The organism is Synechococcus sp. PCC 7502 (assembly GCF_000317085.1).
In the GTDB taxonomy this organism is placed as follows: Bacteria; Cyanobacteriota; Cyanobacteriia; order Pseudanabaenales; family Pseudanabaenaceae; genus PCC-7502.
Map to the genome: position 1 here is coordinate 38,421 of NC_019691.1, position 24,852 is coordinate 63,272.

Annotated in this window: 28 protein-coding genes; 7 read left to right on the forward strand and 21 right to left on the reverse strand. The window is 40.2% G+C overall.

The genetic code is table 11. The features are described from left to right. The first annotated feature begins 1 nt into the window (after position 1). The 4 genes from SYN7502_RS17830 to SYN7502_RS17840 all read left to right on the forward strand — a co-directional run bounded on the left by SYN7502_RS17830 (position 2) and on the right by SYN7502_RS17840 (position 2,353). Positions 2–682: a M48 family metallopeptidase gene (locus tag SYN7502_RS17830; RefSeq protein WP_015146375.1), complete on the forward strand. Its 681-nt coding sequence runs from the start codon at positions 2–4 to the stop codon at positions 680–682. A gap of 102 nt (positions 683–784) precedes the next feature. Then, positions 785–928, forward strand: coding sequence for a ParA family protein (locus tag SYN7502_RS19205; protein ID WP_371257842.1), 144 nt, complete (start codon positions 785–787; stop codon positions 926–928). A gap of 53 nt (positions 929–981) precedes the next feature. Further along, the gene (locus SYN7502_RS17835; RefSeq protein WP_015146376.1) at positions 982–1,734 is read left to right on the forward strand and encodes a ParA family protein; all 753 of its coding nucleotides are present in this window, start codon (positions 982–984) and stop codon (positions 1,732–1,734) included. A gap of 229 nt (positions 1,735–1,963) precedes the next feature. Continuing rightward, complete coding sequence (locus tag SYN7502_RS17840) at positions 1,964–2,353, forward strand: hypothetical protein (RefSeq protein ID WP_015146377.1); 390 nt, start codon at positions 1,964–1,966, stop codon at positions 2,351–2,353. Between the two features lie 154 nt (positions 2,354–2,507). Here the strand turns inward: SYN7502_RS17840 and SYN7502_RS17845 are convergent, their stop codons facing one another. Together SYN7502_RS17845 and SYN7502_RS17850 are read right to left on the reverse strand one after the other, a co-directional pair. Then, positions 2,508–4,523 (reverse strand): DEAD/DEAH box helicase, encoded by a 2,016-nt coding sequence (locus tag SYN7502_RS17845; RefSeq protein ID WP_015146378.1) that lies wholly within the window; start codon positions 4,521–4,523, stop codon positions 2,508–2,510. A 23-nt stretch (positions 4,524–4,546) separates the two neighbouring features. Further along, a complete protein-coding gene (locus tag SYN7502_RS17850; protein WP_015146379.1) occupies positions 4,547–5,863 on the reverse strand; it encodes a hypothetical protein in 1,317 nt (438 codons plus the stop codon). Positions 5,864–5,952: 89 nt separating this feature from the next. Here SYN7502_RS17850 and SYN7502_RS17855 point away from each other — a divergent pair, with 89 nt between their 5' ends. Next, entirely contained in the window at positions 5,953–6,288 is a 336-nt protein-coding gene (locus tag SYN7502_RS17855) for an ECF-type sigma factor (RefSeq protein ID WP_041430371.1), read from the forward strand. Here the strand turns inward: SYN7502_RS17855 and SYN7502_RS17860 are convergent. The 19 genes from SYN7502_RS17860 to SYN7502_RS17940 all read right to left on the reverse strand — a co-directional run bounded on the left by SYN7502_RS17860 (position 6,266) and on the right by SYN7502_RS17940 (position 19,962). Beyond that, the gene (locus tag SYN7502_RS17860) at positions 6,266–6,502 is read right to left on the reverse strand and encodes a hypothetical protein (protein ID WP_015146380.1); all 237 of its coding nucleotides are present in this window, start codon (positions 6,500–6,502) and stop codon (positions 6,266–6,268) included. The two genes, SYN7502_RS17855 and SYN7502_RS17860, sit on opposite strands and share 23 nt — an antisense overlap. A gap of 71 nt (positions 6,503–6,573) precedes the next feature. Beyond that, complete coding sequence (locus SYN7502_RS17865) at positions 6,574–6,792, reverse strand: hypothetical protein (protein ID WP_144050318.1); 219 nt, start codon at positions 6,790–6,792, stop codon at positions 6,574–6,576. Positions 6,793–6,953: 161 nt separating this feature from the next. Beyond that, positions 6,954–7,226, reverse strand: a complete 273-nt coding sequence (locus SYN7502_RS17870; RefSeq protein ID WP_015146382.1) for a hypothetical protein — start codon at positions 7,224–7,226, stop codon at positions 6,954–6,956. Between the two features lie 34 nt (positions 7,227–7,260). Next, positions 7,261–7,842, reverse strand: a complete 582-nt coding sequence (locus tag SYN7502_RS17875; RefSeq protein ID WP_015146383.1) for an NADPH-dependent FMN reductase — start codon at positions 7,840–7,842, stop codon at positions 7,261–7,263. 713 nt (positions 7,843–8,555) lie between these two features. Continuing rightward, the gene (locus tag SYN7502_RS17880; protein WP_015146384.1) at positions 8,556–9,026 is read right to left on the reverse strand and encodes a TspO/MBR family protein; all 471 of its coding nucleotides are present in this window, start codon (positions 9,024–9,026) and stop codon (positions 8,556–8,558) included. Between the two features lie 26 nt (positions 9,027–9,052). Then, positions 9,053–10,762 carry an HAD family hydrolase gene (locus tag SYN7502_RS17885; protein WP_015146385.1) on the reverse strand — a complete coding sequence of 570 codons (1,710 nt, stop codon included), beginning with the start codon at positions 10,760–10,762 and terminating at the stop codon, positions 9,053–9,055. A gap of 17 nt (positions 10,763–10,779) precedes the next feature. After that, positions 10,780–10,905 carry a hypothetical protein gene (locus SYN7502_RS21235; protein ID WP_256377889.1) on the reverse strand — a complete coding sequence of 42 codons (126 nt, stop codon included), beginning with the start codon at positions 10,903–10,905 and terminating at the stop codon, positions 10,780–10,782. Positions 10,906–10,939: 34 nt separating this feature from the next. Then, positions 10,940–11,227 (reverse strand): hypothetical protein, encoded by a 288-nt coding sequence (locus SYN7502_RS17890; RefSeq protein WP_015146386.1) that lies wholly within the window; start codon positions 11,225–11,227, stop codon positions 10,940–10,942. Between the two features lie 235 nt (positions 11,228–11,462). After that, on the reverse strand, positions 11,463–11,615 hold the full coding sequence (locus SYN7502_RS20365) for a hypothetical protein (RefSeq protein ID WP_015146387.1): 153 nt from the start codon (positions 11,613–11,615) through the stop codon (positions 11,463–11,465). A 105-nt stretch (positions 11,616–11,720) separates the two neighbouring features. Beyond that, positions 11,721–12,353 carry a hypothetical protein gene (locus tag SYN7502_RS17895; protein WP_015146388.1) on the reverse strand — a complete coding sequence of 211 codons (633 nt, stop codon included), beginning with the start codon at positions 12,351–12,353 and terminating at the stop codon, positions 11,721–11,723. Positions 12,354–12,590: 237 nt separating this feature from the next. After that, positions 12,591–13,724 (reverse strand): alpha/beta fold hydrolase, encoded by a 1,134-nt coding sequence (locus SYN7502_RS17900; protein ID WP_015146389.1) that lies wholly within the window; start codon positions 13,722–13,724, stop codon positions 12,591–12,593. 99 nt (positions 13,725–13,823) lie between these two features. Beyond that, positions 13,824–14,360, reverse strand: coding sequence for a Dps family protein (locus SYN7502_RS17905; RefSeq protein WP_015146390.1), 537 nt, complete (start codon positions 14,358–14,360; stop codon positions 13,824–13,826). A 115-nt stretch (positions 14,361–14,475) separates the two neighbouring features. Next, entirely contained in the window at positions 14,476–14,673 is a 198-nt protein-coding gene (gene rd, locus SYN7502_RS17910; RefSeq protein ID WP_015146391.1) for a rubredoxin, read from the reverse strand. Between the two features lie 97 nt (positions 14,674–14,770). Continuing rightward, entirely contained in the window at positions 14,771–16,285 is a 1,515-nt protein-coding gene (locus SYN7502_RS17915; protein ID WP_015146392.1) for an FAD-dependent oxidoreductase, read from the reverse strand. Positions 16,286–16,468: 183 nt separating this feature from the next. Continuing rightward, positions 16,469–16,966: a BON domain-containing protein gene (locus SYN7502_RS17920; RefSeq protein WP_015146393.1), complete on the reverse strand. Its 498-nt coding sequence runs from the start codon at positions 16,964–16,966 to the stop codon at positions 16,469–16,471. A 273-nt stretch (positions 16,967–17,239) separates the two neighbouring features. Next, positions 17,240–18,277: a hemerythrin domain-containing protein gene (locus tag SYN7502_RS17925; RefSeq protein ID WP_015146394.1), complete on the reverse strand. Its 1,038-nt coding sequence runs from the start codon at positions 18,275–18,277 to the stop codon at positions 17,240–17,242. A 120-nt stretch (positions 18,278–18,397) separates the two neighbouring features. Then, positions 18,398–18,901 carry a hypothetical protein gene (locus SYN7502_RS17930; RefSeq protein ID WP_015146395.1) on the reverse strand — a complete coding sequence of 168 codons (504 nt, stop codon included), beginning with the start codon at positions 18,899–18,901 and terminating at the stop codon, positions 18,398–18,400. Positions 18,902–19,107: 206 nt separating this feature from the next. Then, on the reverse strand, positions 19,108–19,323 hold the full coding sequence (locus SYN7502_RS17935) for a GlsB/YeaQ/YmgE family stress response membrane protein (RefSeq protein WP_015146396.1): 216 nt from the start codon (positions 19,321–19,323) through the stop codon (positions 19,108–19,110). Positions 19,324–19,404: 81 nt separating this feature from the next. Continuing rightward, positions 19,405–19,962 carry a hypothetical protein gene (locus SYN7502_RS17940; protein ID WP_015146397.1) on the reverse strand — a complete coding sequence of 186 codons (558 nt, stop codon included), beginning with the start codon at positions 19,960–19,962 and terminating at the stop codon, positions 19,405–19,407. Positions 19,963–20,646: 684 nt separating this feature from the next. Here SYN7502_RS17940 and SYN7502_RS17945 point away from each other — a divergent pair. Together SYN7502_RS17945 and SYN7502_RS17950 are read left to right on the forward strand one after the other, a co-directional pair. Beyond that, positions 20,647–23,688 carry a GAF domain-containing protein gene (locus SYN7502_RS17945; RefSeq protein WP_015146398.1) on the forward strand — a complete coding sequence of 1,014 codons (3,042 nt, stop codon included), beginning with the start codon at positions 20,647–20,649 and terminating at the stop codon, positions 23,686–23,688. Then, on the forward strand, positions 23,685–24,842 hold the full coding sequence (locus tag SYN7502_RS17950; protein ID WP_015146399.1) for a hybrid sensor histidine kinase/response regulator: 1,158 nt from the start codon (positions 23,685–23,687) through the stop codon (positions 24,840–24,842). The genes SYN7502_RS17945 and SYN7502_RS17950 overlap by 4 nt, the downstream gene beginning before the upstream one ends. Positions 24,843–24,852 lie beyond the last annotated feature (10 nt).

The window sequence follows — 24,852 nt, forward strand, 5'->3', positions numbered from 1 at the left end:
AATGAAACTTGATTACGCAGTCATCTACTCCTCAAAACGCAAAACGCTCACGATTACAGTTGAGCGCGATCGCTCAGTTGTCGTCAAGGCTCCCACAGGCACACCACCCGAAAAAATTAATGCGATCGTCGAGTCCCGCAAACTATGGCTATACCAGAAAACTAACCACGAACAAAAGTATCACCCACCTCTCCCCCCAGGGAAAGAATTAATTAGTGGTGAGTCTCTACCCTATCTAGGACGCAACTATCGACTAGAGCTATCAGACAGCATCGAGGAAATTCAATTTATCAGTAATCGATTTTTAGTCCCCAAAGCCCAAGAAAATCATCGCGGCGAGATCTTTAAAAACTGGTACATCAAAAAAGCTGAAGAGAAAATTCTCCCCCGCGTTCAATTTCATGCCCAACGCATGGGTACAGAGTTCAACCTAGCCAAGATTACAGACAGTAAATATCATTGGGGTTCCTGCACTCCAAAAAACAACTTAAATTTTAACTGGCGATTAGTCAAAGCTCCCATGTTTGTCATTGACTATGTAATCGTTCACGAATTAGCCCATCTGATAGAGCCTAACCATACGCCGCGTTTCTGGAACGTCATTAAAGCTCAATTAGCCACCATGGATAAAGCTAAACAATGGCTCAAAGATAATGGCGAACTATTAGAACAAAATCTATAACAATTAGAATTCTTCTCCTTTTCTCAAGATAATTTAATTTAACTTGCCAACAATTTAACTTGTTGTATTTATGTATTGCTAACTTGTCGGCAATATAACATTATGATCATTGCTTGTGCAAATCAAAAAGGTGGGGTAGCAAAAACCACGACAGTTATCTCCTTGGGTGGATTGCTACTAAATTCTGGTTCTTGTTTAGTCGTTGCAACTTGCTGTATTTACATATTGTTAACAAGTTGTTGCTAATTTTTCTAGCTTCCTGTATTTATATATTGTTAACTTGTCGGCAATATAACATTATGATCATTGCTTGTGCAAATCAAAAAGGTGGGGTAGCAAAAACCACGACAGTTATCTCCTTAGGGGGATTGCTACTAAATTCTGGTTCTTGTTTAGTCGTTGACCTAGATCCTCAGGGAAATTTGACCACTGGTTTGGGGGTTGAGATTCAGGAAAATCAAATTACTACATACGAAGTAATTACTGAGCGCGCGACTGCTAGTGACAGCTTGATGACCACATCGAGTGGGCTAAGCTTAATGCCTAGTGATATCAATTTAGCTAAGGGAGAGCCAGAGATTTTATCGAAAGTCGGCAACTTTGGATTGTTAAAAGAATTTCTCGAACCAATTAGGTATAAATTCGATCATATATTAATTGATTGTCCTCCTAGTCTGGGATTGCTAACTATCAATGGGTTAACTGCTGCTGATGCGGTATTAATTCCTGTACAGTGTCAATTTTTTGCACTTAAAGGATTGGCTTCTCTATTAGAGACGATCCAAAGTGTTCAAAAGCGTCTTAATCCAAATTTAAAAATTTTAGGTGTTCTACCAACAATGGCGGAACCTCAAACTTTAATGACCCAAGATGTTCTAGTTTCACTTAAGAAACGATTACAGAATATTCATGTTTTTGATCCTGTACCCAAGTCAATAAAGTTTTCTGAATCAAATCTGGCTGGCGAACCCATTAGTGTTTATTCAGGTCACAAAAAGTTAGTTCAACCTTACCAAGTGATCGCCGATTTAATACAAGCGGGAAACAAATAAATGCTAAATAAAAAATTCCCCTTTGATCTTAACTGCAGTTTAGGAAGTTAACAAGTTGACAATATATAAAGAAGACAAGATATCTTTAAGTATTGCTATCAAGTTAACAAGTCAGGAAGTCAATACTGCTTTAGTAAGATTTGATGGGTGAGCTAATTAATGTTTACTCAGGTTACAAACCATTTAGTTCACAGCTAATAATAATATTCTCAATATAATAATTAAATATATGCCAAAACAACGTGTGCGTCTGACAGAGAAAAACGATCCTTTAACCTCAACTGAAAGTGTATTCGCTGTTTTTGAACAAGCCAGTAAGTCAACAAGTCAGCAAGTTGAGAATATAGCAGTACAGGAAGTAGACAATACAGCTTTAAGTGTTGCCGAAAAGTCAGCAAGTCGGGAAGTTAAAAAGATAGTATTACGAAAGTCAACATTTCAACTGAGTGAAGAAATTCTCAAACAGCTTGATATATATCATTTGCAGCTACAGCTTGAAATGGGTAAGGCTGATGCGCCATACAAGGAAGTGATTGTGGAAGAAGCAATCTCCCAGTTTTTAAGTAATTCTGATACCAAAAGTTTGGAGAAATTACTAAAACGTCAGAAAACTAGGTAAAGCCTTTCATCTTAATTTAAGTTTTTAGCTTTTTTGCCCTATTGCGATAAGAGCAAGTTATTAAATCTTGTATATTTCTTTAGTGTAAATATGTTCAAGATTTTTAGTTTTTACTTTAGTGCTAAATATTTGGACTGAGATCGTATGAGTAGTGTTAAGATGCCAATATCTCCATAAGTTCCTTAGCTAAGTCCTTAATCGAAGCAATCCCTCTTAGGGTTTTACGCTTACCTTTGAGGATCAGGTCAATGCGCTCCGATTTCTGTTGGATTATTTGGTTAATTAAGTCATCAACTCTGCCGAATTTTATCCAGATAGAATTAACCGTATTAGTCTGCCCAATCCGATTACAACGATCTTCAGCTTGTTCAGCATCGCACGGTGTCCAAGGACGATCGCACAGAATTACCGTACTAGCAGCAGTCAAGGTAATACCGACACCACCTGCACGGATAGTCCCGACAAATACTTTACTTTCCCCAGATTGGAATCTATCTACCAGTGCTTGACGGTCTTTCACATCCGTAGCACCAGTTAATAACTCACCACCCAGAGCTTTATGTAAAGCCTTAGCTGATTCTATGAACTCAGTGAAGATTACCACTTGGTTCCCTTGCTCCAAGACTTCCTCAGCGATCGCAATCGTAGTTTCCACCTTAGCCATTGAACCAGCGAGGCGAAGCTGCCCCAGAGTCACCATTGCTTCAGCATCATCGGAGATCAGATTTAATCTAACCCGTTCACGGTAACTTGCCAACAGCTCATCAATTTCTTGGTTATATGCCTTTAATCCTTCCTTAGATACTTCAGCATTGATGAATGATCTAATCTTGGGTGGTAGATTTAAGCATTCAGATTTCTTGCGTCTCAGCATAATGTCAGTGGTCTTAGCACTAAGCTCATTTAAGTGAGCAGCACCCGAAGCATCCCACACTGACTTCGAGCCAATGTCTTTATGTGTAGCAGCACAGTAATATTTCTCATAGCTAACCTTGTCATAACTGAGAGGATGACCTGTGGCAACGAGTAATGGAAATAGATTTTTAGGACGACCATTTTTAATTGGCGTACCAGTCAATAGCCATGCGGCAAGACATTTCTTAGATTTTGCCAGTGCTAATAGTCCTTTGGTTCTGGCACTTTTCATTTCTTGGGCATAGTGCGCTTCGTCCGCAATGAGGACATATTTAGATTGTTCTAGGGGTGATGGTAATTTTGCCCATGAGAATACTTTGATCGCAATGCCAACACCCTCAGCTTCTCTAATCCAGTTATCCTTCAAACTCGCTGGACAAATTACTAAGATTGGGCAGTTATAAACTTTAACCATTGCCTTTGCAGCTACTAAAGCACTACAGGTTTTTCCTAAACCCATATCATCGGCAAGGATGCCACCCTTGTAGATACCACCTTCACGGTGCGAGAGTAGCCATTGCACAGCTTCTTTTTGATGGTCAAATAGAGTCCGCCCATTGGGTAATGGTTTATCTAGTTCTGCTTCATGAATTAACTCTAAAATCTCCTCTGCGGCGGCGATCGCTTGCTCAAATTTAGTTTGCTCAATCTCAGCAATTACCTGATCAATTTCGGGAGCGATCACAAACCGACTCAATAACCCAGCCTGAGCGAGAGCATCAATTAAGTTCTTAGTTTGGGCAATGTCATACGTCCATGCCTTTTCTACAGCTTTCTGCCACACATAGCCACTGACAGATTTGTAAACCTCATTTAATACACCCGTTGGATCATACGGACTAAAGGCAGCGATATAGTTTCCGTGGATTTCAAGGCGATACTCTGGTAAATTTACCAACTTTGGTTTGGCACGTTCTAGGGGATAGGTTTCTAAATAGTTGTTAGCGATCGCTTCCCAATCTGGCAAGAAGATCGAAGCATTTTCCAACTGGCGTTTATATTTACTGAGCATTTTATAGGCACTCGCTGCCCACTTTTTGAGGATAGGTTTACCAGTTTCAATGCGTTGGTTAAGCCAATGACCATAGCCAGCATCAAAGCCGTTGAAGCCTTGACCATCTTGATTAACAGCCCCATCGCATCGTTCCGCAAGAAAGATAATTGCTTGCTCCAGAGTGGCAGGAGGTACTATCGTCCGTTTGATTTTCTTCCACTTGGCGATCGGTTTGCGTTTAACGTCCTTCCATTTAGCCATTTATTATTGTTTTATTTATCTTGCTAAAGTGCTGCTAACTGATGATTGAGAACGGATACGATTTCTCTTACTTCTTCCTCTTCGCATTCATCGATGGCAGCTTCGGCGACGGTCTTTGCCCCGAACTTCTCCACGAGGGCGATGATCATATCTTCCAGAGTTTCACTGGTATGTTTAATTTCATTCGCAATCAAGTTCTTAACTGAGCTAGGGCTGCTGATTCTGTCTCCAACTGCTTGACTGTAATTTTGAGGCTCTGGATTTGGTTCAGGATTTGATAATGATGGATTGCTTAAATCCTTGGGTGGGCTAACACTCAGAATTTCTTGCTTGGTCGCTTCAATAATTGGATTAGATTTAGGTTTAGCACTTTCCTCAAGCAGCTTTCGCATTTTGCCAACGGTGGGATGTGTGACTCCGCAATGGGTAGCAATATCGCGATCGCTCATCCTCCGCCAATCTGGGTCTGATAAAATTGCTTTTACTCTTTTAGCTTTATCTTCTCGGCTTAAACTGAGTCCGTGGTGTTTGTTACTGGCAAAGCTTTCCCAGATTGCATTTCTCAGAGTCCCTTTCACCACTTGCACAAATATCTGATCAATTTCATTTAAGATGGCGGCTTCAATGCGGTGATGTCCATCGGAGGGATATTTATTCTTGCCATCATCAAATATTTTAATTAATGGTTTTCTTTGCCAATCCCATTCACCCTCTGCCATGATCTCGGCATATTCTTGAACTTTCTCGCTAGATGCTTTGCGGGTCTGGGTGCCAGCATTGATCGTAATGGATTTGGGATTGACCCATACCCCTGTTGGTAAATTTACCACTTCTTTTTTAGGTTTCACTTTGGCTTCTTCTTGCGCTTCTTTGGGGACTTCTACTTTGATTTCTGGGGATACTTCGGTTTTAATTTCTACTTCAGGTATTTCCAAGGGTGGGCAGAATTTCAAGCCTCGTTTATCAATATATTTGGCACAGTGCAGGGCATATTCATATTTTTGGTTGCCTTCATAACTCTGCCACCATTCCATTAGTCTTTGTGCTTTAACTTTGCCACTGCCTTGGACTAGAACTGTGAAATTACCTTTGATATATTGGTTACCAGTCGTAAAGATTTCATACCCATCAGGATTTGCCTGAGCGACTATAAACTCAAAGACATCAATGCTAGTTTTTACACCTGATTGCTCAAAGATTGTGAATACTGTACTTTCTGGGATATGTTTACATTGGTATTTATCGCCATCTTTAACTGCGAATTTTTCTAAACCATTAATGAAAAACTTGACCCAAGTGGCATTACCTGATTCCTCTCCATGTTTATATTCAATATTCATAAACCTGCTACTGCTTTCTATGGTGATTCTAACTTCTAGATAGGCAAAATGACTTAACCTGATTATATTTCTGTACTTATAAAGTATTTATGGATAAAAAATCAAGAATCAAAATTAAAGAAGCGGCATTATTAATTCAAGAATATGCCACGATTTCCCATAACTTGAGGGCAATCGCGATCGAGTCTAAGGATCAGAAAAAACTATTGGCGATCGCTAAGGCTTTGGATCAGATGCCAGAGCTTTTAGACCCATTATTTGCCAAGACCTTAAAGCTGTATATGCTGATGGCGGATGGCTATTCGGAGGCAGAATTGGCGGAAAAGATTGGTGAGTCTGTATTGACGACTAAGCAAAGGATTAATGCACTTAAGGCGGGAGGAATTAGGGTGAGTCGGACATTTAAGGTTGCTCAGACTCGGTGATTTGTTTCTCCCTTGCTTCGATCCATTTGACTGCCTCATCTTGAGAGGTTGCCCACCCAATGATGATATGGTCAGATTTCTTGGCGATCGCTACTTGGTTATCAGAGCTATAGGCAATGCAATAATGCCATGCGGGCGATCTCATATCTCGGCTGGCGTGATACAGATCATGAGCAACTCTGAGAATAGATAAAGCTGGTAATCCTTCTTGCATATATGTCCTATTTGATTCTCAAAGAATAACCATGTTCTTCAAACTTAGTGAAGGGTAAACTACCTAATAGCTTAAATATTCTCTGGACGAATTTGAGGAATATTGCGATCGCCGTTAGCTCGAATTTCATACAGAGCATTAACAATTTCATGGAGCTTGTCGATGTGGCTGGGATCAAATAGGGTTGTAATTTCTGTTGATCTATTCCCGTTTGCCATCGTCAGAATCACGAAATGAGGATGCACTTTCACTTCCAGCTTTTCTGGATTGATATTCATTGAAACGATCATATTTCCTCTATTAATACTCTGCGATTCCATTTTGGCAGCTTAATTGCTGTATTTACCATCTACCTAAACTAATCTGTAAAATAGTCACCTTCTTCTACTGCGGCTGCATGTAAGACTTTATGCTTTTTCGGCTTAAATTCTCGCTGCGATCGCTAGTAAAGTTATTGAATTTTCGATGCAACCAGACCAACGAGCACAATTAGACCTAATGTTCTACGAAAATAATTTACGCCTTGAAACAATTCTTCCCAAGCCCAAGTAAATAAGGTACCAAAAGCGATTAATTCCAGTCCCATATTAAGTCTGCCTGTGCTAAAAATCAGCTTTAATAAACTAGCTGCAATCCAGACTATGAGAGGTAAGTTCGGCATCTGCGCCATAACAATTTTGCCGTTGCGATCGCGAAATACTTGATTAAAGAATGTGTTTTCCATTGGTTTATATCTTGAAAGTAATAATTATTTTTCTCTAAAATGGCGTTCCCTTATCCATTCTTTGACGTTGCAAAGCTTCTTCATACCACTCCAATTCATCCAAGACCCTAACTAATCGTTGCGGTAGAATTTCTTCTTGATAAATACCACTATCATCTAGAGATTTACTAATTTCTGGAATAGAAAAAATACTGGAAATTGTAGGCATCCCCATCTCTGTTAAAAAAGAACATAATTGAATCGCTGCCCTTACTCCGCCAAACTTACCAACCGAATAGGAAACGATCGCCGCAGGACGGAAGTAATATTCCTCTAGAAAATGATCCATCATATTACTCAATCCTGGCTGAATAGAGTGATTATATTCTCCAGCTACAACTATGAAGCCATCGGCAGTGCGGATATGAGTGGCTAATTTCTCCATTTTTGGGGGAGCATGATCTTTTTCATACTCTTTGTACATTCGGTTTAAGATCCCGAAGTCATAATCCATAGCATCAGCAAATACAACTTCATGATTTCTTTGCTTAAGCTGATTAATTATGAATTTAACCGCTTTAATGCCTTGGCGATCACTTCTGTAGGAACCATAGAAAACTAATGTTTTAAAGCTCATTACTAATTACCCTTATAATTCAATTGATCTACTTAAAAAAACAAAGTCCTATTTTAGTAGCAGGTGGGGCACAGCAATAGTTGAGGAGGTAGTCTTCAAACTCTCTTAACTCAGATAATTGGCAATTTGCTAACACGGGCTGAAGGAGAATCTTAGTTAGGCGTAAAGTGAGTTATTTATTTTGAATCTTAGAATCACTTCTTTGAAAACTATCTGGATACAGTTCACCCAAGACTTTTAAAGCCTCTATTGTTTGAACGCCGCTCAGCGGGACGACCATTCCAAATTTCTGCTTGAGGGGTGATTCCAGAAAACCATGAATTGCATAGAGTTATATACGCAAGTTCAGTTTTATTTTGCATTGTAGTTTCCCCAAAAATTTAGCATTTGAATAGTCTTTTGACTTCTAATACCATCAACTATCTATGATTGAAATCCTATTTGAGTTGATGCAGGAATGTATATCTTGTATTGATACCTCTTAAATATTCATGATGTCGTCATGATCCTTGATTAATTCTTTAGATAAATTGGCTTTCAAATCGTGGTGCTTATTAATGCTTATTAAAGAGAACATCCGTAAGTTGATTAAACCGTAGCTTTGCTTGGTGATAATTGATTGCCTAAAAATTAGATGATTCTGGTTTATTTCTTTTTCTGAATTAGTAACTTGATGTGGGTTGCCATATAGATAATAATCATAACTTAGAGATTTAGCTGGGATTGAGACGGGCGATCGCCCAAGTAGCATATGAACCAATTGGACTCCAAGTTAGATAGGGCAGAAGTAAGATTGCTCCCCAGTTAGAGATTTGCCATACTTCCAGAGCTAGGACTACTCCCATGCCAAAGCCGATTAATCCCACCCAAGTTCCTAATTTAAGATTGCGCGATCGCTGGGTAATGGGAATATAGGCGATGATCATAATTTCTAGTAACAGATAAAATGCCATAATCACCCAACCTCTTATGCTACCTAGCTCCTCCTCCCAAATCAGATAAGCAGAGATGCCGCCACAGATTAAAATTAATGTCCAAATTACGGGGATGAGTACCTCAAAAGTTAGCCAACGGGGACGACGAAGCTCCATAAACCATCTGCGATCGCTAGGCGAAGTGAATAGATTTGCTCCTAAAGAAACTATGAGCGTAATTGTGGCGATCGCCATCCAGGATTTAATCATTATTTTGATTATCAAGAGCTTAAAAATTAAGCAGATAAGGTATAGCGTTTTTCAATTGCCAATTTAATGCGATCGCGACTTTCATCAGGTGAAATATCCGTAGTTAATTCAATCTGGCTAACCTCCGATGCTAAGGTCTTATCTTTAATCGAATTTTGGAGCCAATTTGAGTAATCTTGTTGCTGTAAATGATATAGCCAAGTGCGATCGTCTACCCCTGCCGCTAATTGGATAAACATAATTAGGTTGTGGGCTCTTAAATTTAATTTCTCATCCTCACCCCTAAAATAGAAGCTCCGATCTTCACCCAATTTACCTTCAGCATAGTTGCGCATATGTCGTTGTCTTTCTTGGCGTGGGGCGATTACCTGAAATTGAAACGGCTGCTCTTCATTATCTAGAAACCATGCAACTGCTTCTCCAGCCACCAGTTCTGATGGTAATGGCTCGGTTGGTAATTCATATTCTACGCTTTTACAAAAATCTGTAATTGTCTTCATCGGTGACTTAACCGCAATGATGGTATCAACCAAAGACAAAGCGGAAGCTGCTAAGTGTTCGGGATGAACTGTAATCATCAAAATTCCATTTACAGCCTGAGGTAAAGTCACCGCAGCATTCCAATCTGCATGAAACATATGATGAACTTCATCAATCACAATCCAATGGGGTCTTCCTGTCCGTACTCGCATTTCTAATAAAGAAGGCAATAGCTGTGATAAAAATAGAGGGCGATCGTCAAGCTTTACCCCGATTAAATTAACCACCAGATTCTGCTCAGGCTTACTCAAAATGGCTATTACTTCTGTAGGATTCGGAACCTGTTGCGCATTTCCCAATACTACTGTGCCATCAAAGTTTTGATAGTCTCCTTCAGGATCAATAATACAAAACTGATAGCCTTTATCTCTAAACCTTTCTAGTAATCCCGTCGCTAGAGTTGATTTCCCCCCACCCGAAATTCCTGCCAGCAAAATATTACGGTTCAGTGGCTGAATATAGACTTCCTGATCCCCTTGAAGTTTTCCTAATATGATCCGATTACGCTCCGGTAAAAGCGAAAATTCTTCCCCATCTTGAGCTAATAGTCGATCAATTAATTCAATTACGCCATCACCTCTAGCTCCTGCAGTTGTCCAATCCACTTCACTCTTCACCGATGGTAGGGAATTAGCAACAGCCACTGAATACTCACATAATTTTAGAAAAGCCAGATCATTCTCAGCATCCCCAATCGCCACCGTATTATGCATAGATAAATTCATTCGACCTAGTGCGGCAGCTAGTCCCGAAGCCTTGTTGACCCCTGCTGGTAAGACCATCACCGCACCTTTATTAAAGATTACCTGTAAATCTAAGCCCTGTTCTCGAATTACATTAAGCACCTCTGTTTCGTTGGGTTCCCATGTTGCCACAATCACTTTGCCGACCGAGAGGGGATCAATATTTAGCGATCGCAATTTCTGCACAAAACTTTCTGGAGGTAAACTTCCTAGTAATAATTCTTCTCGAGTTGACGGAAAGTATAATACTGCTCCATTCTCAGCTACCACACAATCAAATAAGTTAACTTCAGGAAATACCTCACAAAGATCTTCTAGTTGCCTTCCTGTAACCAAGATTAGCTTGCGTCCAGATTTTTGTAATCGTTTGAGTGCATCTAGAGTCGCTTCTGATACTTTGCCATTAGTAGCTAAGGTGCCATCGTAGTCTGTTGCCAATATTAAATAATGCATAAATTTTGTGTAAGGGCTTAATGATCATCCCTTTGATTTGGTTGAATCCGTGCGATCGCTGTTTGTAACTCTGGCTCCATTTCCGCCGAGGTAATGCGATCGGGCTGAAAAAGATTACCAAAAAAAATTACGGCGTTCTTCATGGGTTGTTAGTTAAAATTTGGAAGATATTAATGATTAGCTGGTTCCTGCTTGATCCCAAGCTTCTCGTGCGGCATCTTTAGCTTGTTCCCATGGTACTCTGATTCCACTTTTTTGAGCTAGTTTTTCATAATCACTTTTCAGTTCAGTTTCTGCTTCATCAAAGCTTTTACCAGAATAGCGATCGTATCCTTCATGCCCTGACTGATAGGCTGATTGATAATCTTCGTAGCAGATACTTTTATCATGATGAGGATGGGTACCATACTTTTGTCGCCAATAGTTATCATCAAAGTTTCGAGGTATTTGAGTTGAATTATTCATGGTAATTTTTATTAAATTTGCGTAAAAAAAAAGTGATTAGCTAAGTTGATGGTCAATTTGTTTGAACTGATGATCGTAGTGGTCAGTTAAAATCAGCTTTTTGTCGGGAACGTAGACCAAAACAGTCAAGTCCAAATTGGGAAAATCATGTCGAAAGCCTTGGGCTAAAGACTGGGTTAGACATAGTTAATATTTCCAATATTTTAGAGGAATTCTCAAAAGATTAATAGTGTTATTAATTAAGTAAAACTATTGGTATTGTCAGCTTTAGCCATATCGAATGACATATTTCTACCATTGCGATCGCCAAGCTGAGAATAGTGGCTTTTAATAAAGAGTTAGAAAAGGGAAAAATCTTTTTTTGCTGATATTTAGTTGGAGAAGTCATAATCTGTCCTAATAAAAAATTTACTTTAAGTGATATCAGTTCAGCCTAGAAAAGAATTAGAAGGGAAGTTAGAAGAATATCTGTATTTATCTACTAAAGCAGATACTATGGTTTACTTCCTCCGTTTGCAGGATTGGGTAGATTATCAGGAGCAACATTAGGATTGGGATTAATCTGATAAGTTGGAAAACCATTCGGGCTTAGTGGCTTAGGATTATTTACACTATTAGGAGCAACATTGGGATTATTGGGATTAATCTGATAAGTTGGAAAACCATTCGGGCTTGGTGGCTTGGGATTATTCACACTATTAGGAGCAACATTGGGGTTGGGATTATTGGGATTAATCTGATAAGTGGGAAAACCATTTGGGCTTGGTGGCTTAGGATTATTCACACTGTTAGGAGAAACATTGGGATTAGGATTGTTGGAATTAATTTGATAAGTGGGAAAACCATTTGGGCTTGGCAGCGCGGGTACAATCAGTGGATTTATAGGCTGATTATTAGAAGGATTAACTGGATTATTTGTCTCAGTCTGTGCCAGAAGAAATGGAACGGGCAATACAATTGCTAAACCTATACTTAAAATAGTGGCTTTTAATAAAGTTTTGAGACGATTGCTAGGTTGGGTATTTAGGATTAAAGGCATACCTGCAAACATTAAACCACCAACTCCATAAATTTCCCATTTGATCAGGGAACGTTGAGAGTTGGAGGACATCTTGCGATGATTCATAATTCAGACTCCTAAATAGTGATGCAGACAATTTATGTACTCAATCACATCTTTACAGGTTAATGTTAGAAATCATGTATACCTATTTGTTTGACAATGAACTAATTGATTCATTTGTGTAGGAATGTTGTAAATCTTAATTTCCCGTATATTTCAGGTTCTGGGCGATCGCCAATAATGTCACAAATAACATGGTTTAAACATTATCTAATCTTTATTAAAAAATGTGTTTTTCCATTAGTTTACAGAAGAATAAGTTGAACGAGAACAGTGACGAACAAAATTGGCTACTGCCTCCACAAATTCTTGGTGTTGCTCCATCATACTCATATGTCCCGAAGGCGCTAGAACTACTAATTCCGAATTTTCTATTTGCTCATGCATATAGCGACTTGCCTCAACAGGGGTAGCCCCATCTTTATTCGCAGAAATTATCAAAGTTGGGATCTCAATCTCTTTGAGAACTTCAGTGGCATCGTAATGCATCATCCCTAACATTTGTCGCCCTAAAACTGAGGGTGAGACTCGTGCCGAGCGATTAATTAAATAGTCCAACTGTCCCCTAGTGGGACGACCCGCAAAAGAAGAAAATCTTCCAGAAATATGTGAAGTTCCATTCAAATAGCTCAACCATGTTTGCGCCCAGACAAGTGGCGATAAACCAATCATTAAGTAAAGGAGGGGTTCTAATAAGGGCTTTTGTAAGACTTGCAAAATATTTGCAAATGGAGCTGTATGCACTGGATTAGTAAAAGTAGTATTAACTAAACCAATACCCGCCACACGCGTTCCTAAATGTTGGGGAAATAGACGACAGAATGTTAATAAAATCATGCCCCCCATACTATGTCCAAAAATAATCGCTGGTTTATCTCCTGCCAAATGCAGAACCGCTTCCAGATCGGTTGCTAAGTTCTGCATACTATAATCATGAGCAGGAACTTGTCCAGATTTTCCACTCCCTGGTACATCCCATAGGATTAAGCGAAATTCATCCACTAAAGCTTGTTTAATGTAGTACCAATGCGTGCTATTACAACTCCACCCATGGGTAAAAATGATCGGTGGAGCATCGCGATCTCCGAATAATTCAACGTGAATATTTGTCCCATCTGGTCGATGGATTTGTTTAACCTCTCGGGAACGCGAAGGCGTTGGTTCATTATCGGCGGGATTAGCTAGCAGCCATAGGATCACAAAGCGTCCTAATAGGCTAAAAACTAACATGACAATGCCCGAAATAAATAAAGCGATAACTGTAATCCAACCCAGATACCAACCAATTACAAAATACAAGCCAAAACCAAACAATGCTGTAGAAAGTAATCCAAGCAGCAAGATAATTAGTGGAGCTAAGGGAAAAATAGACATATATTTAAGTATTAGGTTGCTCTAGGTTTTACGGTGACTTACTTATTGCCCAGAAAAGCCCATTCATGAATGGTTCTTTCTGAGGCAATATCGTAGTTTTTAAACTCCGACAGTTTTTTTACTAGGTTCTGGCTTTGCACCATTGGATGCGATCGCTTCGCCTTCAACAAAAGAACGCAGCATCCATGAGATTTGCTCATGCTGTTCCATCAAACCTGTAAGAAAGTCTGCGGTTCCGTCATCTTTAAACTTGTTGCTACATTTCTCAATATGTTCACGCAAATTGCGTACCACTTGTTCATGATCGGCTAGCAAGTGCGATACCATACCTGTTGCTGTGGGGATTTTTCCAGCATCTTCTTTGAGAGAACAGATTTTGAGAAATCCTTCCATCGTTCCGACAGGGTAACCACCTAAAGTTCTAATCCGTTCGGCAATCACATCCACATTGATGGTGAGGGCTTCATAATGCGCTTGCCATAGTTTGTGCAAGGTCATAAATTGAGGTCCTACCACATCCCAATGAAATTTCTTCGTTTTGACTAATAGCAAATAGCTATCTGCCAAGTCGTTGTTGAGGAGGTCGATCACGCCTTGGCGTTGGGTATCGGTTAGTCCAATATTAATTGTTTGCATAATAATTTTCCTGAATTAATGAATAGTGTTGGTTAAAGACTCTAAGAGATCACCCTCAATCCTCTTTAAAAAGGGGGGGGGCTGAGGGAATCTAGAGCAATTCTTAAATGAGTTCTTAGACTGGTTCCATTAAAGGAACGTCTGTAGCTGGCGTATCTTCTGGCTCAAAGTCAGCCTTGGGAGTTCCACATTTGGGACAAACCCAATCATCGGGCAAAGCTCCAAAGGGAATACCAGGTTCAATGCCTGAGTCTGGATCGCCGAGTGCAGGATCGTAGACATATCCACAGGTTTTACAGATATACTTTTCCATTTTTGACTCCAAATTTCTAAACATAAAAATGATTTGAGAAGCGCATAATGTGCAGCGCAGAGAACCACACATTATGTCCATCACCAAGGTGATGAATTTAGTTAACGACTTGCTCCAAGTCCCTGACAGCAGGTCCTTGAATCACTTTGCCGTCACAGCTAAATCTTGCGCCGTGGCAAGCGCAATCCCAACTTTTCTCAGCGTTGTTCCAACTCACAATACAAGCGAGATGAGTACATGTTGCCGAGACAGCATGGATAGTTCCCTGTTCATCGCGGTAAGCTGCGACCTTTTCATTATCAATGGTCAGTAGTTTGCCTTCACCCTTAGCCACTTCGCTAAAGGAAGAAGATAATAAACCTTTGAAGCGATCGCCAATCCATCGAGTTACCACACTAGCTTCTTGTTTGACCGATTCCACTGTTACAAATGGAGTTGCACGCAGTGAGTCATACAGGTCTGTATAAGGATTGTCTTTTCCGAGAATTAAGTCGGAGAGAATCATCCCAGACATAGTTCCCTTCGACATGCCCCAGAGACTAAATCCTGTGGCGACATAAATGTGTTTATTGAAGGGAGTCAAGTTACCAATGTAGGGAAGCTTGTCAAAGGACACCATGTCTTGGTTTGACCAACGGTATGCAAAGGTATCAATACCAAAGCGATCGCGGGCATAGGATTCTAGTTTTTGATACCGTTCCTCAGTATTAGTAACTGTGCCAACTTTATGCCCTTCACCACCAACCAGTAGGAGTAGCCCATCCTCATAGGGAGTGGTGCGAATCGAATGAGAAGATTTTCCGCTACCGATATACATTCCCTGCGGTGCTTTCGCGGGATCGATTTTTGCACCCACGATGTAGGAGCGTTCAGGATAGGTTTTGGCGAAGAAAAGCCCTAGGTTTAGAATCGGTAGATTCGTGGCAACAACTACATCTTGGGCATTAATTACACCCAGATCAGTAACAACGTAACAGGAATCACCATCATCAACTCTCTGAACCCTAGTATTCTCAAATAAATAGCTGCCAGCGCCAGCAATATTTTTAGCAAGATGTAGCAAATATTTGCGAACATGAAACTGAGCTTGATTTTCAAGCTTGATTGCTCCTGCGATCGCAAATGGTAGTGATGTTTCTGTAATAAAGGTCGCGGGAAGTCCTAGTTTATGAGCGGCTTCCACTTCATCTTTAATTTGATCTAGCTCAATATCTCGCTCAGCAAAAGTGTAAGAGCTTTGACGACTAAAATCACAATCAATCTGCTCTTCAGAGACAAAAGCGGCAACTTGCTCAACTCCAGCTAGATTTGATTCTGCATAAAGTTTTGCTTTCTGTTGTCCAATTTGCTCAATTAAATCCGCATAAATCAGTTGATGTAATGCTGTAACTTTAGCAGTTGTATGACCGCTGACACCTAAGGCAACTTGTCTAGACTCAATTACCGCAACGGTTTTTCCCGCCCGTTTTAGCAATGTCGCTACAGTGAGTCCCACGATGCCACCACCTATAATGGCAACATCGACTGAAAGCCTATTTTCAAGAGAGGGATAAGTAGTGACAGGAGTTGAGTCGATCCAAAAGGAGGCGTGTTTACCAGATAAACTTGTCATAGAATTTCTCCTAACTTAATAAACATGAAAGGATTAAGAGTCAGGATATTTATCCCATTTACTCTTACAGGTAAGTATTTGATTTCCTGACTGAATTAATTGAATAGAATACAAAACGTAAATGAGAATGCTCAAATTAAGATCTGTAGAAGTATTTGCAAAAGTAATTGTGGCGATCGCTATCTAGGAATACTTGTTGGGAATAGACAAATTTGACTGGGGCGCCAACTTCACCGTAACAGCCATACTCTTTACCCCCTTGATTTCCATTCCTAACTTCTGGATTTTAGGAATCTGATCGGGTTTAGGTACGGTACCTGACACAGTGACGATCGCATCTTTAGCGGCAACAGTAAGATTACCACCTGGAATATTAGCTTCTAATTTGCTTCGCACTTCACTGGCAAGATCGCTATCATCCCGTTTTAGCTGATCGCCTGCCACGTTATTCCGTTGTTCCCTAGCTCGAATATCTGCCGCTAGCTGTTTTTGGCGAACTTCACTTTGAGCATCATCCTTAGCCACTTTAGAATCTTGTGAATTTTGAGCGATCGGAGCGGAATTGCTATTATTAGTTGAATTAGGCTCTGGAGCTTGGGATGTAGTTTTGGCATCATTACAAGCAGAGGTGGCAATCATTAAGATCCCAACCACAAAGGGGGTGACTATTTTTCTATTCATTTTTCTTACTATTTAACTTATTTTTCAACTTAAATTTCTTTAGAAATTAGGCATAAAGAGAAGGCTCTCCTATCTTGCCAAGGGGATACCGATCAGTCCTTAGGTTGCTTATGGATCAACAGCTCCTTCTTTATAAAGAGTGCAGGCTAATAATTTTTATCCGCACCCTTATGCCCATCATAGATTCCCCAATCATCAATTCCACGCCGACTCAGGATAGACTTACCATAACTTCTACTCAAGCAGGTCAATTAGGGCAAGCCCGCAGAAAATCTACTGAGCAGCAAGGGCTAGTCGCTGGTCTTGAATCTTACTTTTAGCGGCTTTAAATTCAGTAGCCATGAGCTTCTGCTGTTCATCGCCAAAACTTTCTTTAATACGAGGAAACATTTCATCTTCCTCTTCTTTAATATGAGCAGTGACAGCAATCATCAAACCCTCTACCGCAGTTTTGAATTCCACCGTGTCTTCACAACTCATAGCTTTGATCTGCTCTAAAAGATTCTTCGCTTTTGCTTGTTCGTCATACAGTTCCTGAATATCGTTATAATATGGACGGACGGCGGGATAGACAACCTCCTCTTCAGCTTCAGAATGAGCGGATAAGTCTAAGTATATCTGCCCAAAATACTCTTGTAATTTTTGCGGATCATTAGTAGCTTTAATCTGGGCAAATAGGGTATTGACCTTAGTATGATCCAATCGAATTAAGTCACAGATCCCAATTTCATGATCACTACGACTTATAATACCACCCGCAACTCCACTAATGGCTGCGATGGTATCCTGAACCCTTGACCATAGACCATTATCAGAAGGCAGACCTGTGAGTTCTAATGTACTCAAGGATTCCATAATTCCTTTCAGTTGCTCCTCATGTCCACGATTATCAAAGTTAACTCCATTAAGAGGAGCGATCGCCACGGCAATATCCGCACCAACTACTTGACCAGCCTTATGCACAAGTACTCCTGCCATTGCCTGTGTATGGGTGAGGAGTTCATGTTTGGCAACTTTCTCAAATAAAGTGACATCTGAATCCTTCATGATCTTTTGCACTTCTTCCATCTCTTTCTGCACTTTAGCTTTTGGTTCAGCTTTAATGCCATACTGCACAATTACAGTTTCAATAATTCCTAGGTTCTTGCGATCATCACGGAGTAAACTCTCTAACCGATTAGTAATTTCCCGATCAGGACAGGCTTCGATCAAAGCTTCCTCATTAGAAATAAGTAAATTCTGTAAAGCCTTCATCTCTGATAGCTTTACTGCGATCGCAGTCCGTTTGGTATCTTCTATTTGTACAGACATAGTATATATTCCCCTAAATTAAAAGGTATGAGTGATTACTTGAAACGAATTAAATCTGAACCCTTAGTCAGCTTTGGATTAAGTCTGAAGAAGGGCTATTAAATTACTGGATTTGATTAACTATCTACTCGGTACAGATGTAGCTGCTCGATCCCATGCATCTTTAACTGCGTGTTTAGCTTGCTCCCAACTCAAAGATCCAGTTTTATTCGCATCGTAATCCCGATGTAAATCTGATTCAACATCATGGAAACTCTGACCGCTCTTGCCATAGCGTGCATAGCCTTCATAGCCAATACGATAGGCAGGTTGATAGTCTTCGTATACTGCTCCTTTTTCCACATATGGACGAGAACTATAGCTTGCCCGCCAATGGGTATCTTCAACTGTGGGATTAATTTGCTCGGCGGTACTTTTACCAGCTAATCCTCCTACCACTGATCCGACCACAGCTCCAACTACCGCACCGATTGGTCCTCCCACAACTCCACCAATCACTGTGGCAGTGGCACCCGCACCTGCGGCACCTACACCTGTTCCCAAAGGATGTGCGCCTGATTCTCCAGTAATAGGATCAGGGTTAGAATCCGTTTGATTGGTAGAACTTATCTTTTCATTATTCATGTTGACTTTTCCTGATAAATGACTTGAAATAAATGGCTTAAAACTATGACAGAAATTGAAAATTGAAAGCTTTTTCCTGTCACTCAACTAAAGAATATTTACGCCAATAACATAGAGTTAGGGACTATATGGTTCCCATTACATAAGGGGAATATTCGATAATTAATGACAGGTCTGCTCTAAATTGCTGCCAGAAAAAAGAGTAATTACGAAGCTCTTGAGACTAACCGAACTCCATATAGTAAGACTACTGCCCCAATAGTTGCTACCAGTAAACTACCGATTAAGCCACCACCAGTGGAAACTCCAAAAGTACTAAATAGGAAGCCTCCTAATAATGCACCAATAATACCGACAACGATATCACCAACTATGCCGAATCCGCTTCCTTGAACTAAACGACCAGCTAAGGCACCTGCCACTAGCCCAATTAAAATGAACTAAATAAATTCTATCTAATTTCTCCAATATTTAAAATCTAAAATCTGTAGCTGTCTTGGTTCTTACTGTCCTAGAAAATCTTTAACAGAATCAACCATTTCTCCCACTTTGTTACCAGACTTTTCTGATAGCTCTTTAGTGTTATCTAAAGCTTCATCAGTGCGATCGCCAACCGCATTTTTAGCTTTCTCTACACCATCACCAATATCATTCTTAGCAGTCTTGGTGGCATTCTCAACTTTACCAATATTTTCCTTGGTACCATCTTTCACATTTTTAGCTAATTCCTTAGCTCGATTTCCCATTTCTTTCGAGATTTCTTTGCTGGAAGTAGCGACCTTGTCAATCACCTTATCCGTTCTACCATCTCGGATATCACGACTGATTTCCTTAATAGTTCCTGCGGCTTTATCAATTCCCATATCGATTTTTACACCTTCAACTTGTTTAGAAAAAGGCGCAGCGATCACCGCAGGACTGAAGAAGGTAGCTTGTAATACTAGGACTAAGGCTACTACAACTCCAAGCATAGGCAGAAAGCCTTTTTTAATATCTGCCAAGACATCCTTAACCTTGACAGTCAAAGCATTTAAAGAAGCAGAGTTAATTTTATTGATCATTGTAATTTACCTAACGATTTATATCATCCGTTGATAAAAAAAATCATCACATCAAGATGTATCAAATCATGTTTGAGCAATGTATGGTTTAATTGAGTTGCATAATAAAGATAGAAGTCTTTACAATAAGAATTCATATTAACCATAAATTGACTCCATCCAAATATTAGCTAACCAAGCAACTAACGTGTAAATGGTGAAAATATGCTGGCTGGTGGTAAACCCCGCTTTTCATTACCATGTCCTGCTGGCTTAACCGATGAGAAGCTTACAGCAACATTTGAATACGATCGCAATTAAGAGCGGATTATACTTTTCTAAGTGTTCTTTGTGCCTTCCTTCAGTGATTTGTGAAAAGTTTGAAGGGCAACTCACTAGGATTTCCCGCAGACAAGTATCCATGTTCTGGCTAGATGTCGCTATCTGGGCGATTGAGCTTTAGTATCAATAACTATATTAAGTTTTGTAACGTATTTAAGCAACTTACCTAAGTTAATCACTTACTCAAACATAAGCCAAATAAATTAAAAAAAATAGAAGTTAATAAAAAAGCTTCTACTATTAGCAAAATTTTTTAAAACCTATTTGAGATTTACATTATAAGAAAATCGGAGAGTTAGATCAAGCAGAGAAAATTACTCAAGATGCGGAAACTGCTACGAAATCATAGATGAGGAGAATCTCATGGAATATCCACAAATACCAACAAATGAGAACGATCGTCTAGCTGAACTCAACCGCTACAATATTCTTGATACATTACCAGAACAAGAATATGACGATATAACTAACCTTGCTTCTAAAGTTTGTGGAACGCCAATTGCTTTAATATCATTTGTTGATCGAGATCGGCAATGGTTTAAATCTCGTGTCGGATTGGACGAAACAGAAACACCTCGCGAGATTTCTTTTTGTGGTCATGTTGTTTTTGACAATGAAATCTTAAATGTTCCCGATGCGACCAAAGATTTGCGTTTTGCCGATCATCCATCAGTTACCGAAAGCCCAAATATTCGTTTTTATTTGGGAATTCCTTTAAAATCCCCTGACAACTATACATTGGGAACTTTATGCGTAGTCGATTACCAGCCTAGAGAGCTGACACCAGAGCATATTAGCCAACTAGAATCCCTCAGTCGCCTAGTCATTAGTCAGCTAGAACTAAGAAGAAATGAGCAAACTTCTCGTCTATTAAACTCAGTGGTTGAGTCTTCCCATGATCCAATCATTACTAAAACCCTAGATGGAATTGTTACTAGTTTGAACCCTGCGGCTGTACGGGTGTTTGGCTACTCAACCGATGATATCGTGGGAAAATCGATTCTATTAATGATTCCTCCAGATCGCCAAGAAGAAGAGACCATGATTATTGCTCGCCTCCGCCAAGGGGAAAGGATAGAGCATTTTGAAACCATTCGTCTCTGTAAAGATGGCAGTACACGAGATGTATCCTTGACTATTTCTCCTTTGATGGATGAAAAGGGTAAAGTTATTGGTATTTCCAAAATTTTGCGTGATATTACCGAACACAAGAGATGGGAAGAACAAAAACAACGACTAACAGAACGCCTAACTTTAGCACTCGAGTCTGGGGCGATCGGCTGCTGGGAATGGGATATTTCGCAGAACATTATTGATTGTGACGATCGGATGTATGAAATGTATGGAATATCAAAAGAAACTGATTCCCATCAGCTTTTTGAAATTTTGGTAAACGCGATCCATCACGAAGATCGTAGCGATACTTTAACTTTGCTCGAACAAGCCTCATTAGGACTTGCCGAGTATGATTGTGAGTTTCGAGTCATTCATCCCGATCGCAGTATTCACTTCATTAAAGCCTATGGAAAGCTTGTTCGGGACGATCAATGTAATCCTAAATGTATGATTGGGATTAATTTTGATATTAGCGATCGCAAAGAGGCTGAGGCTAAGTTATCCCAGCTAGTAACACAAAAAGAGGCACTATTTTTTATTACCCAATCGATTCTCCAAGTCCTAGATATTCCCCACATTCTCAATATCACTGTAAATAAGATCAGAGAAATATTAGACTTAGATCGCGTTGCCATTTATCGCTTTCAGCCCGATTGGGGTGGTGAATTTATCGTCGAATCCGTTGATGATGCTTGGGTTAAACTCATAGAAAATGGAGTACATAAGACTTGGGACGATACTTACCTCCAAGAAACCAGAGGCGGTCGATTCCGCAAGCATGAATGTATGGTTGTTCCCGATATTTATCAAGCGGATTTTTCTCCCTGTTATCTCGAAATATTGGAGCGGATGCAAGTAAAAGCCTACATGATCACGCCCATTTTCATTAATGAAACACTCTGGGGTCTGCTAGGACTGTATAAAAACGTTCAGCCCTACGCATGGCAATCATGGCAAATCGAATTATTAGAACAAACTGAGAAGCAAGTAGCAATCGGCATTCACCAAGCCAATCTTTATGAACAAGTTCAATCTGAATTGGCGATTCGCAAACAAACCGAAATCCAACTGCTCAAAGTCAATGATGAACTTCTGAGTGCCACCAAACTCAAGGATGAATTTCTCGCCAACATGAGTCATGAACTCCGCACCCCACTAAATTCCATTTTGGGACTATCCGAGGGTTTGCATGAGCAACTTTTAGGGACGTTGAACGAAAAACAATTAAATGCGATCGGCACAGTAGCGTCAAGTGGCGAACACTTGCTATCCCTGATTAATGACATTCTCGACCTGTCGAAAATTACATCAGGGATGATGAAACTGGATATTTCACCAGTCTCAGTCAAAAATCTTTGTAATTCCAGCCTCGCTTTTATCAAACAACAGGCATTTAATAAGAGAATTCAAGTCTCCTGTAATATTCCTCCACATATCAACAAGATCAATGTCGAAGAGCGCCGCATGAAACAGGTATTAATCAACCTGCTCACCAATGCCGTCAAATTCACCCCCAATGAAGGACAAATCAGGCTATTAGTTGCCGATGGTAGCGGCGGTACATGGCAAGGAGAGGCGATAATTCCCCAACGAATTAGAGACATAAATTCGCCAATGATCGTATTTCAAGTCGTAGATACGGGCATTGGCATTGCCGCTAAAGATTTACCACGACTGTTTCAGCCCTTTGTACAGGTAGATAGCGCCCTCAACCGTCAGTACGAAGGCACTGGCTTAGGACTCGCCCTAGTTAAGCAAATTGTCGAACTACATGGCGGTCAAATCATGGCTGAGAGTGAAGTTGGCAAAGGCAGCCGTTTCACCGTTGCTCTGCCCTATCAAAGGTCTGAGTCTAGCGCTCCAGAATCTGAACCAACCGTCACAACTTCACCGCCACTGGTCGTAAATCCTGAAAATGCGCCGCTTATTTTGTTAGCCGAAGACAACGACGTGAATATTCAAACCTTCACCTCCTATCTGACCGCCATCAATTACCGAGTCATCATCGCCAAAAACGGAGAAGCAGCAGTGAGCATGGCAAAGGCAAATTCCGCAGATATCATCCTTATGGATATTCAAATGCCGGGTATGGATGGGTTTGAGGCAACTAAGCAAATTCGCCTCGATCCTAACTTGATTAATACTCCGATCATTGCCATAACTGCTCTGGCGATGGAAGGCGATCGGGAAAGATGTCTCGCGGCAGGCATGAATGGATATATGAGCAAACCACTCAAGCTCAAGCAACTCGCTACGCAAATTGATGAGTTATTACAAATAAAACCATGAACAAACCATCTATTTTGGTCGTTGACGATGAACCCAATAACTTTGATGTGATTGAAACCTTCTTAAGCAATCAAGACTATCAATTACATTATGTGGCTAGTGGTAAAGAGGCGATCACCTCCCTCGATCTATTGCAGCCCCATCTAATTTTGCTAGATGTAATGATGCCAGGCATGGATGGTCTTCAGGTCTGTAAAGAAATTAAAGCGATGCCACAATGGAGTAACGTGCCAATTATTATGGCTACGGCTTTAACGGACAAAAAAGACCTTGCCCAAGCCCTGTTTGTAGGTGCTGATGACTTTATTAGTAAACCTATCAATCGTTTAGAGCTAATGGCAAGAGTTCACTCCATGTTGAGAATTAAAAACCAGTACGATCGCATTCAATCATTTTCCAACCTACAACGGAACACGATCGCACTTTTGACAGATAATTTACAAGCAGTACGGGGTAATATTGCTTCCAGTTTGCCCCATGAATTGAACACCCCCCTCTGTGGCATTTTATCGGGGATTCAGTTCTTAATCGATGGTATTGATGATATGGGTTCTGAGGAAATTCATGAATGGTTGGATATTTCTTATCAATCAGCCCTGCGCTTAGAAAAATTGACCCAGAAATTTTTAAACTATCTTTTTCTCGAACTTGTTCTGACTTTACCTCAGGAAGAAGGTACTGCTAAGGATACTGCCAACAAAAGTAATAATAGTTCTAGGAGTATATTTATTCAGGATTTTGCAGCAACGATCGCCCAAGAATGTCACCGCCTTGAAGACCTAGTCTGCCAGATTGAAGACGTGGAGCTATCAGTTCCTTCTAGCCATCTCCAATGGATTGTGAATGAGTTGTTGGAGAATGCCTTTAAGTTTTCTGAACTAAAAACTTTAGTGACTGTGCGTGGAGAAGGCAAGGATGGAATGTTTCATCTCTGGATTAGCGATCGGGGACGGGGTATGACCGAGACACAAATTGCTACATTGGGCGCATTTATGCAGTTTGAACGCCAAATCTACGAACAACAAGGTATGGGACTAGGACTGAAAATTGCGGAGAAGGCTGTCAAATTGTATGGTGGACGATTTCTCATTACTAGTATTTGCAATCAAGAGACAACGGTTTATCTCACACTGCCCTTAAAAAACCTGATCTAAAATTTATCAG